Below are 16640 nucleotides of genomic sequence, written 5' to 3'. Positions count from 1 at the left end.
CCCGCACCGGGGCGCTCAGCGCGAGGCACCCCTCGCCAGGCACTCGTCGACCCAGCCTTCCACCGCTGCCGCGTCGGCCGGCACCGGCCCCCACAACGCGCGGTAGATGATCGGCGCGACCACCAGGTCCATCGCCCGCTGCACCTGCGGCACCGGCTCGCCGCGGGCTGCGCCGCGCTCGAAGATGACCGCGATCTGCGCTGCGGTGAATTGCGCGCACTGGCACGACGCGGTGCCTTCGCCATGGGCCTCGGTCGACAGCACGTCCTTCATCATCGCCAGCCCGACCGGCGACGACATCTCCTCATGGAACTGCTGCGCCCAGGCCAGCAGGTCACCGGCCACTGAACCGGTGTCGGCCGGCTGCGCATCCGGTTTCATCCTCTCGACCGACACATCGGCCAGCAGTTCGCCGAGGTCGCCCCAGCGTCGGTAGATCGTCGACGGCGTGACCTCGGCACGCGCCGCGATCATCGGGACGGTCAGTTCGGCGCGCCCGTGCAGTTCGATCAGCTCACGCGTGGCGCGGTGGACCGCGGCTTGGACGCGGGCGCTGCGGCCGCCCGGCCGCGGGGTGGTTGGTGCAGTCATGAAACCATGCTAACGCAAAGTATTTGCTTTAGTTTGAAAGCGGGCTCAGAATCCGCTAACGCAACTTTTTTGCGTTAGCCGAAGGAGCCGACATGACCACCCCTGCACTCGCCACGCCCGCGCCTGGACTGCGCCTCGGCCCCACGGCCTCGCTGTGGCTGACGGTCTCGCTGGTCGTCAGCTTCCTGGCGGCCTCCAGTGCGCCGTCGCCTCTGTACGCGCTGTACCGCGAGGCCTGGGGTTTCAGTCCGCTGGCGCTGACGGTGATCTTCTCCAGCTACGCCTTCGCGCTGCTCGGCGCGCTGCTGGTGTTCGGCGCGCTGTCCGACCACCTGGGCCGCCGCACCGTGATCGTCGCGTCGCTGCTGGTCGAATTGCTGTCGATCGTGCTGTTCTGGTGCGCCGAATCCGCCGGCTGGCTGCTCGCGGCGCGCATCGTCCAGGGCTTCGCGACCGGCATCGCGACCGGCGCGCTGAGCGCGACGCTGCTCGACCTGAGCCCGTCGCGCGGCGCGCTGTTCAACAGCGTGGCGCCGATGTTCGGCATGGCCGTCGGTGCGCTCGGCGCCAGCGCGCTGGTGCAATTCGCGCCCGCGCCGACGCGCCTGGTGTTCGACGTGCTGCTGGCGATCCTCGCGCTGCAGACGCTCGCCGCCGCGTTCCTGCCCGACACCGTGACGCGCCGGCCGGGCGTCTGGCAATCGCTGCGGCCGCGCATCGCGATCCCGCCGGCGGCGCGCGCCACGCTGTGGCGCATCCTGCCGCTCAACACCGCGAGCTGGGCGCTGGGCGGTTTCTACCTGTCGCTCGGACCGACGCTCGCGAAGCTGGTCACCGGCACGCCGGCCCCGCTGACCGGCGGCGCGCTGATCGCGACGCTGGTGCTGGCCGGGGCCGCCGCGATCGGCTGGGTGCGGCTGCGCCCGGCGCGCGCGGTGCTGACCGGCAGCGCGCTGGCGCTGGCGCTCGGCCTGTCGCTGACGCTCGTCGGCGTGCACGCCGGATCGGGTCTCGCGTTCTTCGGCGGCACGCTGCTGGCCGGCCTCGGCTTCGGTGCCGGCTTCAACGGCGCGGTGCGCAGCCTGGTGCCGCTGGCGGCGCCCCACGAGCGCGCCGGGCTGATGGCGGGCTTCTTCGCGCTCAGCTACCTCGCGTTCAGCGTGCCGGCCATCGTCGCCGGCCTGTGCGCCGGGCTGATCGGCCTGCACGCGACCGCGCTCGCCTACGGCAGCCTGCTGGTGGCGATGGCGCTGGCAGCGCTGGTCGCGTCGTGGCGCGCGGCACGCTGAAACTTCAGGGCCGCACCGCGGGCGACTCCATCGTCATGCCGCGGTCGCGCCACGCGAGGTAGGTCGCGAGCGCGGCGAACTCCGGCGACTCCGCCGGCAAGGGCTGGGCGCGCACGCCGGTCATGCAGTTGCGGATGCGCCGCAGCAGCGAACCGACGCCCTGCCACTCCAGCCGGTACAGCGGGTAGCCGTTCGCATGGCCTTGCGGGATCAGGCCGCCGCCGAGCCGCAGCCCGGCCCGCTCGTCGTGGCACTGCGCGCACGACAGGTTCAACTGGCCGATGCGCGCGCGGTACACCGCCTCGCCCCGCTCGCGCCAGGGCAGCAGGCGCGCATCGGCAGGCGGCTCGACGGGCATGCCGCGCGACTGCAGTGCGAGATGGCTTTCCAGCGACAGCAGCTCCTGGCTGTCGGGCGCCCACCGCGACGCGCCCTGGTGCGTCTCGCGGCAGCGGTTGATGCGCGTCGCGAGGTCGATCGGCTGCGCCAGCGCTTCGTCATAGGCCGGGTAGCGCGCCGCGACGCCGCGCATCGATGCGCGCGCCTCGCCATGGCAGCCGGCGCAGGCCGGCACCGACGGCGACGGCGCGCGCGCCCACAGCGCCGCGCCGTCCTGCACCCACAGCATGGCCGGGTTCTGCGCATCGTCGCGCTGCATCGCCTGCGTCGACGGGCTCATGTCGTCGAAGCCGGAGCGGCGCGCCGGCTGCGCCACCGCGTGCAGCGCGACCCCCAGCATCAGCCACAGCAGGTGACGCATCGCCCGGGCCGATCAGGTGACGCTCAGCGACACGGTCTCGGTCTGCGCAAAGCCGTGGTCGCCTTCCCAGCTGAAGCTCAGCGTGCCGCTTTCGGTCGCGACGGTGAAGAACGCGATGTACGGATTGGCGGCCGTTGCCGCATGCAGATCGGCACTGAACACCAGCTCGCCGTTGTAGCGGCAGCTGAAGCGCGTGATCAGGTCGCGCGGCAGCAGCAGGCCGTCGGCGCCCGGCCGGAAGCCGGTTTCCATCGGGTGCGCGATCAGCGTGCGCAGCTCGATCACCTCGCCGCGCTTCGCGGTGGCGGGGGCGGTGATCAGCGTGCGGGCCATCGCGTGTTCACTCCAGACAGGCGGCCAGCGTGACCAGCACGTCGACGCCCTGCGACCAGAACGTGCCGTCGCTCAGCCGCGCCACCGCCACCAGCTGCTGCGAGGTCGCGAGCCGGATCCGCGTCGACACCACCGCGCGGCCGGCGCGCGGCCCCAGCGTGAAGCGCACCACGTCGCGCTGCGGGTTGCGCTCGTTGAACACCGCGATGCCGGTCACGTGCTCGGCGGCGGTCATCGGGCTGTCGACGCTGACGGTGATCGGCACGCCGTTGCCGTTCTCGACCAGCGGCGGAATGTCGAACGTCACCTTGCCCGGCTTCACCGGCGAGCCGGAGGCGTAGTCGGCGATCGCCGATTGCATCTCGAAGCGGGTCGCGCGCGCCGGCCGCACCAGCAGCAACCCGCCGGCGGCCAGGCCGAACTGCAGCACGACCCGGCGATGCATCGAGTTGTTCACTGCAGCGTCACCAGCCACGCGACCACATCCTCGACCTGCTGCGCGTCGAGCACCGCCCGGCCCTGCCACGCGGGGCCGACACGCTGCAGCCCGTCCGTCGCGTGGTACGGCGGCATGATGGTCTGCGGGTTCAGCACGCGCGCGTCGACAATGCGCAGCCGCAGTTGCGCCGCCGACCAACGCGCCCCGGCACCGGCCAGGTCGGGCGCGAGGTTGCCCTGGAAACGCTCCTCGGGGATCGGCGCCGGGTGGCACAGCAGGCACAGCCCGGCTTGCCGGCTCGCGACGATCGCGCGGCCGCGCGCCGCATCGCCGGGCACCGCGGTCAGCGGCTGCGGCATCGCGTCGCGCGGCGGGGGCGCCGCACACGCCGCCACCACCACCGGCAACATCGCCACGAGCGAGCCCATCGTCCGCATCAGGCCTTCTTCAGCGAATGGTTCTTCAGCGGCAGCTCGCGGATGCGCTGCCCGGTGGCCGCGAAGATCGCGTTCAGCACCGCCGGTGCCGCGACCGCGATGGTCGGCTCGCCGACGCCGCCCCAGAAGCCGCCGGACGGCATCACCACCGTCTCGACCTTCGGCATCTCGTCGAGGTGCAGCACCGGGTAACTGTCGAAGTTGGTCTGCTCGATGCGACCGTCCTTCACGGTGCAGCCGCCGTACAGCGCGGCCGACAGCCCGTAGACGAACGAGCCCTCGACCTGGGCCTCGATCTGCTGCGGGTTGACCGCATGGCCCGGGTCGGTCGCCGCGACGATGCGGTGCACCTTCAGCTTGCCGTCCTTGTCGACCGACACCTCGGCCACTGCCGCGACGTAGCTGCCGAAGCCCATCGTCTGCGCGATTCCGCGGAACACGCCCCTCGGCAACGGCTTGCCCCAGCCGGCGCGCTCGGCCGCCGCGTTCAGCACCGCCAGGTGCTTCGGATGCTTCGCCATCAGCTTGCGCCGGAACGCCAGCGGATCCTGCTTCGTCGCATGCGCGAGCTCGTCGATGAAGCACTCGAGGTAGATGGTGTTCTGGTTCAGGTTCACGCCGCGCCAGAAGCCCGGCGGCACATGCGGGTTGCGCATCGCATGGTCGATCAGCAGGTTCGGCACGCTGTAGCCGATCGACGCCTCGGGGCCGGGCGCATTCAGGCCCTGGAACACCACCGGGTCCTTGCCGTCGCGGATGTTCTGCGGAAACACGCCCGCCAGGATCGACTGGCCCGAGATGCGCATGTGCAGCGCGCTCAGCGTGCCGGCCGCATCGAAGCCGGCGCGCAGCTTGCACTGCGTGATCGGGTGGTAGCGGCCGTGCGTCATGTCTTCCTCGCGCGACCAGATCAGCTTGACCGGCGTGCCGGGCATCTCCTTCGCGATCGCGACCGCCTGGTGCACCCAGTCGTGCACTGCACCGCGCCGGCCGAAGCCGCCGCCGAGCAGCAGCTTGTAGACCTCGCACTGGCCGGCCGGCAGCCCGGACGCTTCGACCGTGGCCGCATGCGCCGCCTCGCCGTTCTGCGTCGGCGTCCAGACCTCGCAGCGCGCCGGCACGCCGTCGGACGCCGGCGTGAACTTCGCCGTCGCGTTCATCGTCTCCATCGTCGCGTGGTTCTGGAACGGGTAGGCATAGACCGCCTCGACGACGCGCGCGGCCGACGCCAGCGCGGCCCGCGCATCGCCGTTCGAATTGCCGACCGCCGCTTCCGGCGCATCGAGCCCGGCCGCCAGCGTCGCGGCGATCTCGGCGCTGCCGATCTTCGCGTTCGGGCCTTCGTCCCAGACCACCGGCAATGCTTCGAGCGCAGACTTCGCGCGCCACCAGGTGTCGGCGACCACCGCCACCGCGCTGTCGCCGACGCGCAGCACCTTCTTCACGCCGGGCTTGCCGGCGATGGCCGCCGCGTCGAAGCTCGCCAGCTTGCCGCCGAACACCGGGCAGTCGCGGATCGCCGCATTCAGCATGCCGGGCAGCTTCAGGTCGGAACCGTAGACCTGCGAGCCGTCGAGCTTGCCGCGCGTGTCCAGCCGCGCGAGGCGCTTGCCGGCGAGCTTCCAGTCCTTCGGATCCTTCAGCGCCACGTCGGCGGGTGGCGTCAACCTGGCGGCGGCCAGCGCGACCTTGCCGTAGGTGGTTCTGCGGCCGCTCGCCGCATGCGTGATCACGCCCCGGTCGACCTGGCACTGCGCGGCCGGCACCTGCCAGCCGTCGGCCGCGGCCTGCACGAGCATCGTGCGCGCGATCGCGCCGCCCTTGCGCACGTAGTCGTGCGATTCGCGGATGCCGCGGCTGCCGCCGGTCGAGAAATTGCCCCAGACGCGCTTGCGCGCGAGGCTCTGGCCGGGCGTCGGGTACTCGGTCTTCACGCGCGACCAGTCGCAGTCGAGCTCTTCGGCCACCAGCTGCGCGAGGCCGGTCAGCGAGCCCTGCCCCATCTCCGAGCGGGCGATGCGGATCACGATGGTCTCGTCGGGTTGCACGACGACCCAGGCGTTGATCTCCGGCGTGGCGGCAGCGGGCGTGATGCCCGCCGGCGAGGCCTGCGCGGCAGCCTCGTCGGCGAACGGAATGTGGAATGCGACGACGAGCCCGGTCGCCGCCGACCCGGCAACGAAGCGCCGCCGCGACAGCACGGCGGCGCTCATGTCGTCCTCCCGTCGACGTGCACGATGTGCAGCCCGGCCTGCTTCGGATCGCCGCCGAGCGCTGCTGCCTTGATCGCCGCGCGCACCCGGTTGTAGGTGCCGCAACGGCAGATGTTGGTCATCGCGTCGTCGATGTCGGCATCGGTCGGCCGCGGCTTGGCCTTCAGCAGCGCCGCGGCGGCCATGATCATCCCGGACTGGCAGTAGCCACACTGCGGCACGTCGAGCGCGGCCCAGGCCTTCTGGATCGGGTGCGATGCGTTGACCGACAGGCCTTCGATCGTCACGATCTTCTCGTCGGCCCCGACCGTCGACACCGGCCGCACGCAGCTGCGCGTGGGCACGCCGTCGAGGTGCACGGTGCAGGCGCCGCACTGCGCGATGCCGCAGCCGTACTTGGTGCCGGTCAGTTCCAGCTGCTCGCGCAGCACCCACAGCAGCGGCGTCTCGGGCTCGGCATCGACCTCGCGGACGCTTCCATTGACGTGCAATCGGGGCATCGCTCTCTCCTGGGTTGGCGACGGAGCATCCCTCAGGAGGGCGCCGACCTGAAACCCCTGCTGCCCAAAGGGGACGAAAACCGTAGGATTCTGTGCGGCCCCGAAGATCCGGGCTTCGCGTGGAGGAGACAACCGCATGAGCTTGCAGCACCCCGCCTGGCTGGCGCTCGCGCTGGCCTGGACCGCCGGCGGCGCCATGGCCGCACCCGCGCCGACGGCGGACGAGCTCGCGCTGCGCTCGCTCGCCGCCACCTGCGCCGCCTGCCACGGCACCGATGGCCACCCGCCCGCGGGCAGCGCGATCGCCGGCCTCGGCGGCCGCGACCGTGACGACCTGCTGGCGCGACTCATCGGGTTTCGCGATGGCACCCGCGCCGGAACCGTGATGCCGCAACTCGCCAAGGGCTACACGCCGGACCAACTGTCGCGACTGGCCGGCTGGTTCGCCGCGCAGGCCCGATGAAGCGCCGCGACCTGCTGACGTCCGCCGGCGCGGTCGGCCTCACCGGCATCACCGGCGTGGCAGGCTGCGCCGCACCGGCTCCGCTGCCGACGCGCGCCCAGGTGGTGGTGATCGGCGGCGGCTTCGGCGGCGCCACCGCGGCGCGCTACGTACGGCTGCTGTCGCAGCAGCGCATCGAGGTGGTGATGATCGAGCCACAGCCGCGCTTCGTGTCCTGCCCCGGCTCCAACGGGGTGCTGGGCGGCACGCGCACGCTCGACGCATTGACGCTGTCGTACGACGCGCTCACCTCGCGCCACGGCGTGCGCTGGGTGCGCGACGAAGCCGCCGCGATCGACGCCGCGCGCAAGCAGGTGACGCTCGGGTCCGGCGCCACCATCGGCTACGACAAGCTGGTGCTGTCGCCCGGCATCGAGCTGATGTTCGACGAGGTCGACGGGCTGCGCCGCGCGCACGACGACGGCCGCGTGCTGCAGGCCTGGAAGGCCGGGCCCGAGACACTGGCGCTGCGCCGCCAGCTCGAGGCGATGCCCGACGGCGGCGTGTTCGCGATCACGATCCCCGAGTCGCCGTACCGCTGCCCGCCGGGACCGTACGAACGGGCCTGCGTGGTCGCCGCGTACTTCCGGCGCGCGAAGCCACGCTCCAAGCTGCTGATCCTCGATGCCAACCCCGACGTCGTCTCGAAGCCCGCGCTCTTCAAGGCCGCGTGGCGCGACCTGTACCCCGGCATCGTCGAATACCGGCCGCAGCACAAGGTGATCGGCGTCGATGCGGCGGCCGGCCTGCTCCGCGTCGAGCTGCAGGATGCCGTGCGGGCCGACGTGCTGAACGTGCTGCCGCCGATGCGCGCCGGCGCACTCGCGGTGAAGAGCGGGCTGGCGAATGCGGTGAACCGCTGGTGCCGGGTGAACTTCATCGACTTCGGCTCGACGATCGCGCCGGACGTGCACGTGCTCGGCGACGCGATCCAGATCGCCCCCGGCATGCCGAAGAGCGCCCACATGGCGAACGCGCATGCCAAGGTGGCGGCCGCGGCGATCGTCGCGCAGCTGTCGGGCGTCGCGGTCGATGCGCACCCGATGCTGACGAACACCTGCTACAGCTTCGTCGACGAGACGAACGCGATCCACGTCGCGAGCGTGCACGAGTACGTCGCGGCCGAGTCGACCTTCAAGCCGGTGGCGGGCGCTGGCGGCGTCTCGGCGCAGCGCAACGAGGCCGAAGGCACGTATGCCGCCGCCTGGGCGCGCAACATCTGGGCCGATACTTTGGGCACATGAACCTTCCTGCCGAACTCGACCCCTGGTTCGCCCGCATCGCCGTCGGCGACTACGCCGGCCGGCTCGATGTCGAACTGAACCTGCTCGACCGCGCCCAGGCCACCGAATGGACCGGCTTGCTCACCTACCACCCGATCGTCGGGGCGCTCGGCGGCATCGTGCTCGACGACCCGGAGACCAGCAACCACCACATCTATGCCAGCCGCTCGCCGCTGCAGGGCAGCGTGTTCTACCTGGCCCATGACGACGACTCGCGCATCGTCTATGCGTCGCTCGGCGACTTCCTCGCGGCCGCCGACGAAGCGAAGCGGCGGCAGGCCTGGCTCAGCCAACTGCATCCGGCGTGCTCGCCGGTCGCCGCCGACCAGGCCGGCCTGTCGCGCTGGATCGGCGAGTTGATCGGCAGCCACGCCGGCCACGAGGTCGCGATGGCGCTGGTACCGTCGCTGGACCTGGCCGACACCGCCTTGCTGCGCCGGCTCGTCAACGATCCCGATTTCTTCCTCGGCGAAGCCGTCGCGGTCGAGATCGAAAAGCGGCCGGCGCGTGCGCTCGGGGTCATCGCCGAGCTGTGCACGCTGCATCCGCACCCGCAGGTGGTGAGTGCCGGCCGGCTGGCCGCACGGGCGATCGCGAAACTGCGCTGAAGTGCACTGACGCGGCCGCGTGCCGTCGTCGAGAATCGCAGCCGTGAGCGCCCCTCCCGAGACCGCTGCCCCGACGCCCGTGCGCCGCATCGCCTGCCCGCGCTGCACCGCGCCGATGCGCGTGCTGTCGCTGTCGTCGCACAAGGGGCAGCCGGTCACGGTGGAGCACTGCCCCGGCTGCCGCCTGGTGTGGTTCGACGAGTTCGAATCGGTGCAGCTCGACAGCTTCGGCTGGGTGCGGCTGCTGCGCGAGATGGAAGCGGGCGCCGGCCGGCCGCTGGCCGATGCGCAGGTCGCGCACCCTGCGTGCCCGCAATGCGCCGCGACGCTGAAGCAGGTGCAGAACCGGTCGCGCTTTGGCCTCTTTGCCGCGCTCGAATGCCCGCGCCGCCACGGCCACCTGCACAGCCACAGCGGCCTGCTGGCCGAGCGCGGCCTGGTGCGGCCGCTGGGCGTTGCCGAGCGGCGCGCGCTGGCGCAGGAGCGGCACACGCTGCTGTGCCTGAACTGCGGCGGCGCGGCCTCGGCCGGCGACGAGCACTGCAGCTGGTGCGGCACCGCGCTGGTGGTGATCGACATGCCGCGGCTGGCGCATTCGCTGCGGCTGCAGCTGGACGGCATGGGCGCGTCGCCGCAGGCCATCGGCCGCGCCACCGCCTGGCCGTGCCGCGCCTGCGGGTCGGCGCTCGACCCGGCCCGCGACACGCAGTGCGCGCACTGCGGCCACATCGTCGTCGCGCAGAACCTGCCGGACATCGACCCGCTGCTCGAAGCGGCCGAGGCCGACCTGGCGGCGGCCGCCGCCGTCGAAGCGAAGCGCTTGGCGCGCTACCCCAGCACGCGCCGGCCGAAGCCGACGTCCGCGGGATCGGCATGGCCACCGGCGACCGCACGCCGCTCGGCGCTGTCAGGCTGGACGCCGCTGCTGATCGCGCTGGCGGCAGCGCTGGTCGCCGCGCTGTTCGTCGTCGCCGACCTGCATGCGCCCGGGCGCGACCCGATGGAGGTCCTGCGCGCGCAGCGGCTGGGCGTGCGGCCCGGGTCGGCGTGGGCCTTGCTGCCGGCGTGGCGCGAGCTGGCGCCCGGCGACCGCAACGGCCTGCAGGCGCTGCGCCGCGGGTTGTTCGCGGTGCACCTGCGCCAGCTCGCCGGCGAACCACTGCCGGCCACCGCGACGCTCGGGCAGGTCATCGACGACACGCTGCCTCAGGCCGCGCGCCACCGCGACACCACCCGACGATGGAATGCCGAGCTGTCGCGCAGCCTGAAGATCGACCCGTCTGCCGGCGAACTGCCGCTCGGCGACGAAGCCGCGGAGCTCGGCGGCCGCCTCGCGCCGGCGGCGCCGAACGTGTGGATCCAGTCCCCGTCGCGCACGGCCGCGCTGTGGGGCTTGACGGTGCGCAACAGCGGCAGCTTCACGATCCTCGCCCACAAGCTGGCGGTGCGGATACCGCTCGATGGCCGCTCGGGCGTGAACTGGCGCTGCCATCCGGCGCCGGCGGCGAATCCGGTGCTGGCGCCCGGCACCGGCGTGCCGCTGTTCTGCCGGACGACCGTGCCGCCATCGGCCCAGGAAGACACCTGGCGAAGCGCGATGCAGAAGCTGCGGGACGGCGAAGCGACCGACCTGCAATGGAGCGACGAAGCCTTGCAGACCCCGGCCGGCTTCGAAGCGGCGACCGATCGCCTGGTCGCCGACACGTTGAAGGGCCCCGCCTCCAGGCCGCCCCGGCGCAGTTGGGGCGAGTGGTGGTCGATGCTGACGACGCCGCGCCGGCATGGGCTGCTGCTGGCCGGCGGCGTCGCGGCCTTCGCGGTCTTCTGCATGGCGGCCCGGCAGCTGGGCGAGCGCCGGGCGGTGGTCGCGGCGCTGTCGGCCGCCACCGTCGGCAGCTACCTGGGCGGGCGCGGCGAAGGCGCGGCGTCGGTGCTGCTGGTGGGCATGTACTTGGTGCTGTCGCTGCTGCTGACCTTCGGCTTCGCGTTCGGCGCGCGACTCTACGCGCAGTGGTTCCTGAGGCGCCCCGGTCAGGTCTGAGGCCGTCGGCCTGAGGCCGCCGTGCCCAGCGCACCGAGCACGCCGCCCAGCACCAGCACGTACCACAGCGGGGCAGAACCGCCCTCGCCGCCGATGGCCCACCAGCCGGCCGCACCGGCCACCAGGGCCACCGCGGCGGCCAGCGCCAGCAGCAACAGCGGCACGGCCAGCAGCAGCGTCGGCAGCTTGACCGCCGGATCGCGGCTGCCGGCCACCAACAGCGCGTAGCCGACCAGCGTGAAGAGCGGGAACAGCACCCACAGCGTCAGCCCCGGCGATGCCGCGGACAGGCCCAGTGGCGCCGCGACCAGCGCGACGGCGGACAGCAAACCCAGAGCGGCCAGCACGCCGCCGACGATCGCGATCAACATGGTTCGAACGAAGGGTGAAGGTGCCGAAGGATAGCGTCCGCCAAGCGCATTGCAGGGACATCGCCCCTTGAACCGTCACGCTCTGCCCCTATAATTCTGGGCTGCTAGCACTCGACTCAACCGAGTGCTAACGACATCCAGGCGCCTGCGGGCACCGGTGTTCCATCAGGTCAATGAGCGCCAACTTGCCTCGTTGCCCACCAGAAGTCCCATTTTTGAGACATCAAGGAGAAGTCATGAAATTTCGTCCGTTGCACGACCGCGTGGTCGTCGAGCGCGTTGAAGCCGAAACCAAGACCGCTTCGGGCATCGTGATCCCCGACGCCGCCACCGAGAAGCCCGAGCAGGGCATCGTCCTGGCCATCGGCCCGGGCAAGCGCAACGAGAAGGGTGACTTCATCGCCCTGAATGTCAAGGTCGGCGATCGCGTGCTGTTCGGCAAGTACAGCGGCCAGACCGTCAAGGTCGACGGCAAGGAACTGCTCGTGATGCGCGAGGAAGACCTCTTCGCCGTGATCGAAGCCTGACCCTCGTCCCACTCAAGCAATTCGGAGAAAACACATGGCAGCAAAAGACGTAGTCTTCGGCGGCGAAGCCCGCGCACGCATGGTCGAGGGTGTCAACATCCTGGCCAACGCCGTCAAGGTGACCCTGGGCCCGAAGGGCCGCAACGTGGTCCTCGAGCGCTCGTTCGGCGCCCCCACCGTCACGAAGGACGGCGTCTCGGTCGCCAAGGAGATCGAGCTGAAGGACAAGCTCCAGAACATGGGCGCGCAGATGGTCAAGGAAGTCGCTTCCAAGACCAGCGACATCGCCGGTGACGGCACCACCACCGCCACCGTGCTGGCCCAGGCCATCATCCGCGAAGGCATGAAGTACGTGGCCGCCGGCATGAACCCGATGGACCTGAAGCGCGGCATCGACAAGGCCGTCACGGCCCTGGTCGAGCAGCTGAAGAAGGCCTCGAAGGCCACCACGACCTCGAAGGAAATCGCGCAAGTCGGCTCGATCTCGGCCAACAGCGATGAAACCATCGGAAAGATCATCGCCGACGCGATGGACAAGGTCGGCAAGGAAGGCGTCATCACCGTCGAAGACGGCAAGTCGCTCGAGAGCGAACTGGAAGTCGTCGAAGGCATGCAGTTCGACCGCGGCTACCTGTCGCCGTACTTCATCAACAACCCCGAGAAGCAATCGGCGTTGCTGGACAACCCGTTCATCCTGCTGTTCGACAAGAAGATCAGCAACATCCGCGACCTGCTGCCGGTGCTGGAGCAAGTGGCCAAGGCCGGCCGTCCGCTGCTGATCATCGCCGAAGAAGTCGAAGGCGAAGCGCTGGCGACCCTGGTGGTCAACACGATCCGCGGCATCCTGAAGGTCGTCGCCGTCAAGGCCCCGGGCTTCGGCGACCGCCGCAAGGCCATGCTGGAAGACATCGCCATCCTGACCGGCGGCAAGGTCATCGCCGAAGAAGTCGGCCTGACGCTCGAGAAGGTCACGCTGGCCGACCTGGGCCAGGCCAAGCGCGTCGAAGTGGGCAAGGAAAACACCACCATCATCGATGGCGCCGGTGCCGGTTCCGACATCGAAGCCCGCGTCAAGCAAGTTCGCGTGCAGATCGAGGAAGCCACCAGCGACTACGACCGTGAAAAGCTGCAGGAGCGCGTGGCCAAGCTGGCCGGCGGTGTTGCGGTGATCAAGGTCGGCGCCGCGACCGAAGTCGAGATGAAGGAAAAGAAGGCCCGCGTCGAAGATGCGCTGCATGCCACCCGTGCCGCCGTCGAAGAAGGCATCGTGGCCGGTGGTGGCGTGGCCCTGCTGCGCGCCAAGCAATCGGCTGGCGCCATCAAGGGTGACAACCCCGACCAGGAAGCCGGCATCAAGCTGGTGCTGCGCGCGATCGAAGCGCCGCTGCGCGAGATCGTCTACAACGCCGGCGGCGAAGCCAGCGTGGTCGTCAATGCCGTGCTGAACGGCAAGGGCAACTACGGCTTCAATGCAGCCAACGACACCTACGGCGACATGATCGAGATGGGCATCCTGGATCCGACCAAGGTGACCCGCACCGCGCTGCAGAACGCCGCGTCGGTGGCCTCGCTGATGCTGACGACCGAGGCGATGATCGCCGAGGCGCCGAAGGAAGAAGCCGGCGCCGCCGGCGGCATGCCCGGTGGCGGCATGGGCGGCATGGGCGGCATGGGCATGGACATGTAAGGTCCAGGCACCTCGCCTACCTCGAAAGGGCTGCTTCGGCAGCCCTTTTTCTTTTGAAGAATCCGGATCTAATCTATATACTATTTATATAGCGATTGGAGTTGCCATGGCCCCCGCAGCATCGAGCTTGTTGCTGAAGTTCCGAACCCGCGACACGCAGTTCGGCGTCACCCGCGACACCGTGAAGGCGATGGCCGAGCACTTCGACCTCTCGGAGACCGAGGTGGTGCACATGGCCTTGTCGCGCATGGCCAGGGAGGAGCTGCCGGCGTACGAAGCCGATGACGGGCCGCTGTCGGCAAAGGACATCAAGGCGCTCGGCAAGGTGGCCGCCGCCGCCCTGCCCAAGGGGCGGGTCATCAAGAAGCAGTCGCTGTTCTGATGGGCGCACCCTGGGCGCCGCCGTCGCCAGGCGACATCGTCTGGTGTCATCTCCCCCACCTTCCCAAGCGGGAACCCGGTCCGAAACCTCGTCCTGCACTCGTGTGCGAGGTCACTGAACGCGAGGACGGCGTGGCAGTCACCGTCGCCTACGGAACCTCCCAACACGTGAAGCGACTCCATGCAGGTGAGTTCGCGATCACGAAGCCGGGTCATCGGGCTGCCTATGACAGCGCCGGACTCTCCTTCGACACCAGGTTCGACCTCCGGCAGTCCGTCGAGCTGCCCTGGACCACCGATTTCTTCGCGGTGCCGCCCCGGGCTCCGCATGGCCAGAATCCGAAGCTCGGCAGCCTCCATGCGTCGATGATGCGAGCGGCTCAGGCCGCATCCCGGGCGTTGCGGGACGACGCCTGACGATCGGAGAAAGCAAGCCTCGCGGGTCGCACAATACGGCCCATGCCGACCGCCCCCCTGCTGAAGCGCTTCATCGACGATGAACTGGGCCGCGCGCCCGACCTGGTGGCCCGCACGATGGCGGCGGTGGTCGAGCAGCTGCGCCGCCCGCGCGACCAGCTGCTCGCCAGCGAGCGCCAGCACCACTTCGACCTGGTCGAGCTGCTGCAGCAGCAGGCCGGGCGTTTCCAGCGCAGCTTCGTCGACGCGCTGCGCCAGCGCGTGCTGGCCGACCTGGAGCCCGCCGACAGCGCCGCGGCGGCAGCGTCCTCCGGCCCGAGCAGCCTGTCCGGCCTGCAGCTGATGGACGAAGGCCGCGTTGAATCCGACATCGAGATCTCGCGTGCAGCGCAGCAGATCGACACCGGCACCGAATGGGAGCTGCGCGAGCTGCAGACCTTCACGTCGACGCTGCGCGGCCAGAGCCACACCACCGCCGAATCGAACCCGCTGCGCCCGCTCGCCTATGCGCACGCGCTGTGGGACGCCGCCGGCGACGTGACCGACAAGCCGGTGCAGCAGGCCATCCTGCTGCGCATCGCGTCGACCGCGATGACGCCGCTGCTGCGCATGGCCTGGGCCGCCGCGTGCTCGCGCCTCGAATCGCAAGGGATCGAGCCGAGCATCTACCGCACCGTCGTGTTCGCCCCCGGTGCCGGCGCGGCGCGCAAGCCGGAGGTCGACGTGACGATGCCGGGCGCGCTCGAAGGGCTGGTGCGCAGCATGCCGGGCGGTATTCCGACCGCGGCGTCCCCGCCGGCGGACCGGCCGGCACCGGCCGGCCGCGGCAACGCGCTCGGACCGGCACTCGAACAGGCGCTCGCCCGCATCGAGGCGATGCTGGCGCGCCTGCCGGCCGCCGACGGCGATGCCGCCGGCGACGCGGCCGGCGACGCGGCCGATCGTGCCGGCACGCCGTCGTCGCGGCTGGCCGAGTTCCGCGGCTCGCTGCTGACCGCCGCCGACGAGACGATCGAGCGCCAGATCATCGAGCTGCTGTCGCGGCTGTTCGAGACCATCCTCGGCGACCCGATGCTGCCGCAGCCGCTGCGCGCGCTGATGGCCCGGCTGCAGGTGTCGGCGCTGCGCGTCGCGCTGCGCGACCCGAAGATGATGGAGATCCACGACCACCCGGTGTGGCAGCTGATGGACCGCATCGCCGGCGCCGCGGTCGGCTACCCGCAGGCCGGCGACCCGCGGTTGGCGCAGTTCCTGGCGGTCTGCGACCGGTTGGTCGACGAGATGCTGGCCGAGCCGGTGCAGGACGCCGCGCTGTACCGCCGCAGCATGGCCCGCGTCGACGCCTGCACCGCCGAGCAGCTGCGCGACGCCCAGGTGGCCGCGCGCGGCGCGATCGCGACGCTGGTGATGGCCGAGCAGCGCGAGCGGCTGCAACGCGAGCTGTCGCACCGCCTGGCCGAACAGATGACGGCGATCCGCACGACGCCGCTGATCCGCCGCTTCGTCACCGGCACCTGGGCGCGGGTGCTGGCCGAATCGTTCACGCGGTACGGTGAAGAGGCCGACGCCAGCCGGCTCGCGCTGAAGGCCACCGAGCACCTGCTGTGGAGCCTGCGCCTGCCGGACCATCCGCAAAGCCGGCTGCGCCTGCTGGGGCTGCTGCCCGACCTGTTGAAACAACTGCGCGCCGGCATGGAGATGCTCGAGCTGCCGGCCGACGAGCAGCAGACGGTGCTCGACGCGCTGGTCGAGGTCCACTCCGAAGCGATGAAGCCGCGTGCCCGGACGGGCACGGGCGCCGAGCCCGAGCCGACGCCGGAAGAGATCGTTCGCCGCATGCGCGACGAGAGCGTCGAGCCGATGCCCGAGACCGGCACGCCGTTCAGCGACTCGCTGATCGACCTCGGCTCGATGGACACCGTGCCCGCCGAGTGGCTGCCGAGCGGCCCGGCGTCCGGCGGCGACGATGCGGCCACCTGGGTCCACGCGATGGCGGTCGGCCGGCACTACCGGATGTTCCTGCTCGGCCGCTGGAGCCACCTGCAGCTGCTGTGGCGCAGCGACGGCGGGCAGCTGCTGCTGTTCGCCGGCGAACAGCCCGGCAGCACGCATTCGGTGACGTCGCGGGCGCTCGAACGGCTGCGCACCGCCGACCTGCTGATCCCGCTGGCCGACTACTCGCTGGTGCAGCGCGCGGTCGACGGCATGCTGCGCAGCCTGGCGACGCTGCGCTGAGCGGGCGCCGCGAGCCGGCAGAATGC

18 protein-coding genes are annotated in these 16640 nt (G+C 71.0%); 10 read left to right on the top strand and 8 right to left on the bottom strand.

All coding sequences use genetic code 11. From position 1 onward, the window contains the following. Positions 1–15: 15 nt before the first annotated feature. Entirely contained in the window at positions 16–591 is a 576-nt protein-coding gene (locus tag ASC98_RS24790; RefSeq protein WP_056817118.1) for a TetR/AcrR family transcriptional regulator, read from the bottom strand. 92 nt (positions 592–683) lie between these two features. Here ASC98_RS24790 and ASC98_RS24785 point away from each other — a divergent pair, with 92 nt between their 5' ends. Then, entirely contained in the window at positions 684–1880 is a 1197-nt protein-coding gene (locus ASC98_RS24785) for an MFS transporter (RefSeq protein WP_056817115.1), read from the top strand. A gap of 4 nt (positions 1881–1884) precedes the next feature. On the opposite strand, the gene soxA is transcribed toward ASC98_RS24785, so the two are convergent. The 6 genes from soxA to ASC98_RS24755 are packed head-to-tail and all read right to left on the bottom strand — an operon-like array spanning position 1885 to position 6562. Continuing rightward, complete coding sequence (gene soxA / locus ASC98_RS24780; RefSeq protein ID WP_056817114.1) at positions 1885–2640, bottom strand: sulfur oxidation c-type cytochrome SoxA; 756 nt, start codon at positions 2638–2640, stop codon at positions 1885–1887. Positions 2641–2652: 12 nt separating this feature from the next. Further along, positions 2653–2973, bottom strand: a complete 321-nt coding sequence (locus ASC98_RS24775; RefSeq protein WP_056817111.1) for a thiosulfate oxidation carrier complex protein SoxZ — start codon at positions 2971–2973, stop codon at positions 2653–2655. A gap of 7 nt (positions 2974–2980) precedes the next feature. After that, positions 2981–3430 (bottom strand): SoxY-related AACIE arm protein, encoded by a 450-nt coding sequence (locus tag ASC98_RS24770; RefSeq protein ID WP_235581386.1) that lies wholly within the window; start codon positions 3428–3430, stop codon positions 2981–2983. After that, the gene (gene soxX / locus ASC98_RS24765) at positions 3427–3840 is read right to left on the bottom strand and encodes a sulfur oxidation c-type cytochrome SoxX (RefSeq protein WP_235581385.1); all 414 of its coding nucleotides are present in this window, start codon (positions 3838–3840) and stop codon (positions 3427–3429) included. The genes ASC98_RS24770 and soxX overlap by 4 nt, the downstream gene beginning before the upstream one ends. A gap of 8 nt (positions 3841–3848) precedes the next feature. After that, positions 3849–6062, bottom strand: a complete 2214-nt coding sequence (locus ASC98_RS24760; protein WP_056817110.1) for a molybdopterin cofactor-binding domain-containing protein — start codon at positions 6060–6062, stop codon at positions 3849–3851. Next, positions 6059–6562: a (2Fe-2S)-binding protein gene (locus ASC98_RS24755; protein ID WP_056817108.1), complete on the bottom strand. Its 504-nt coding sequence runs from the start codon at positions 6560–6562 to the stop codon at positions 6059–6061. Before ASC98_RS24755 ends, ASC98_RS24760 begins: the two co-directional genes overlap by 4 nt. A gap of 136 nt (positions 6563–6698) precedes the next feature. Between ASC98_RS24755 and ASC98_RS24750 the strand changes: the two genes are divergently transcribed. From ASC98_RS24750 to ASC98_RS24735, 4 genes are read left to right on the top strand one after another with little or no spacing between them, the layout of a single operon-like run. After that, positions 6699–7025, top strand: a complete 327-nt coding sequence (locus tag ASC98_RS24750; protein WP_082542227.1) for a hypothetical protein — start codon at positions 6699–6701, stop codon at positions 7023–7025. Continuing rightward, complete coding sequence (locus tag ASC98_RS24745) at positions 7022–8308, top strand: NAD(P)/FAD-dependent oxidoreductase (RefSeq protein ID WP_056817106.1); 1287 nt, start codon at positions 7022–7024, stop codon at positions 8306–8308. Before ASC98_RS24750 ends, ASC98_RS24745 begins: the two co-directional genes overlap by 4 nt. After that, complete coding sequence (locus tag ASC98_RS24740; RefSeq protein WP_056817105.1) at positions 8305–8955, top strand: hypothetical protein; 651 nt, start codon at positions 8305–8307, stop codon at positions 8953–8955. The genes ASC98_RS24745 and ASC98_RS24740 overlap by 4 nt, the downstream gene beginning before the upstream one ends. Positions 8956–8998: 43 nt before the next feature. Next, positions 8999–10996 (top strand): zf-TFIIB domain-containing protein, encoded by a 1998-nt coding sequence (locus tag ASC98_RS24735; RefSeq protein WP_157598211.1) that lies wholly within the window; start codon positions 8999–9001, stop codon positions 10994–10996. Here ASC98_RS24735 and ASC98_RS24730 read toward each other — a convergent pair. Then, on the bottom strand, positions 10987–11367 hold the full coding sequence (locus ASC98_RS24730) for a hypothetical protein (RefSeq protein WP_056817101.1): 381 nt from the start codon (positions 11365–11367) through the stop codon (positions 10987–10989). The genes ASC98_RS24735 and ASC98_RS24730 overlap by 10 nt on opposite strands. A gap of 236 nt (positions 11368–11603) precedes the next feature. On the opposite strand from ASC98_RS24730, the gene ASC98_RS24725 reads away from it, so the two are divergent. The 5 genes from ASC98_RS24725 to ASC98_RS24705 all read left to right on the top strand — a co-directional run bounded on the left by ASC98_RS24725 (position 11604) and on the right by ASC98_RS24705 (position 16614). Then, positions 11604–11894, top strand: coding sequence for a co-chaperone GroES (locus ASC98_RS24725; RefSeq protein WP_056817099.1), 291 nt, complete (start codon positions 11604–11606; stop codon positions 11892–11894). Positions 11895–11928: 34 nt separating this feature from the next. Beyond that, the gene (gene groL, locus ASC98_RS24720) at positions 11929–13581 is read left to right on the top strand and encodes a chaperonin GroEL (protein ID WP_056817096.1); all 1653 of its coding nucleotides are present in this window, start codon (positions 11929–11931) and stop codon (positions 13579–13581) included. Positions 13582–13687: 106 nt separating this feature from the next. Next, positions 13688–13963 (top strand): hypothetical protein, encoded by a 276-nt coding sequence (locus tag ASC98_RS24715; protein ID WP_157598213.1) that lies wholly within the window; start codon positions 13688–13690, stop codon positions 13961–13963. 131 nt (positions 13964–14094) lie between these two features. Further along, a complete protein-coding gene (locus tag ASC98_RS24710) occupies positions 14095–14379 on the top strand; it encodes a hypothetical protein (RefSeq protein WP_235581384.1) in 285 nt (94 codons plus the stop codon). A gap of 42 nt (positions 14380–14421) precedes the next feature. Beyond that, positions 14422–16614 (top strand): DUF1631 family protein, encoded by a 2193-nt coding sequence (locus ASC98_RS24705; protein ID WP_056817089.1) that lies wholly within the window; start codon positions 14422–14424, stop codon positions 16612–16614. The last annotated feature ends 26 nt before the right edge of the window (positions 16615–16640 follow it).

It is taken from the genome of Rhizobacter sp. Root1238, from assembly GCF_001425825.1.
Lineage (GTDB): Bacteria > Pseudomonadota > Gammaproteobacteria > Burkholderiales > Burkholderiaceae_C > Rhizobacter.
Note: the sequence above shows the minus strand (reverse complement) of the source record. Positions and strands in the feature narration are given on the sequence as shown.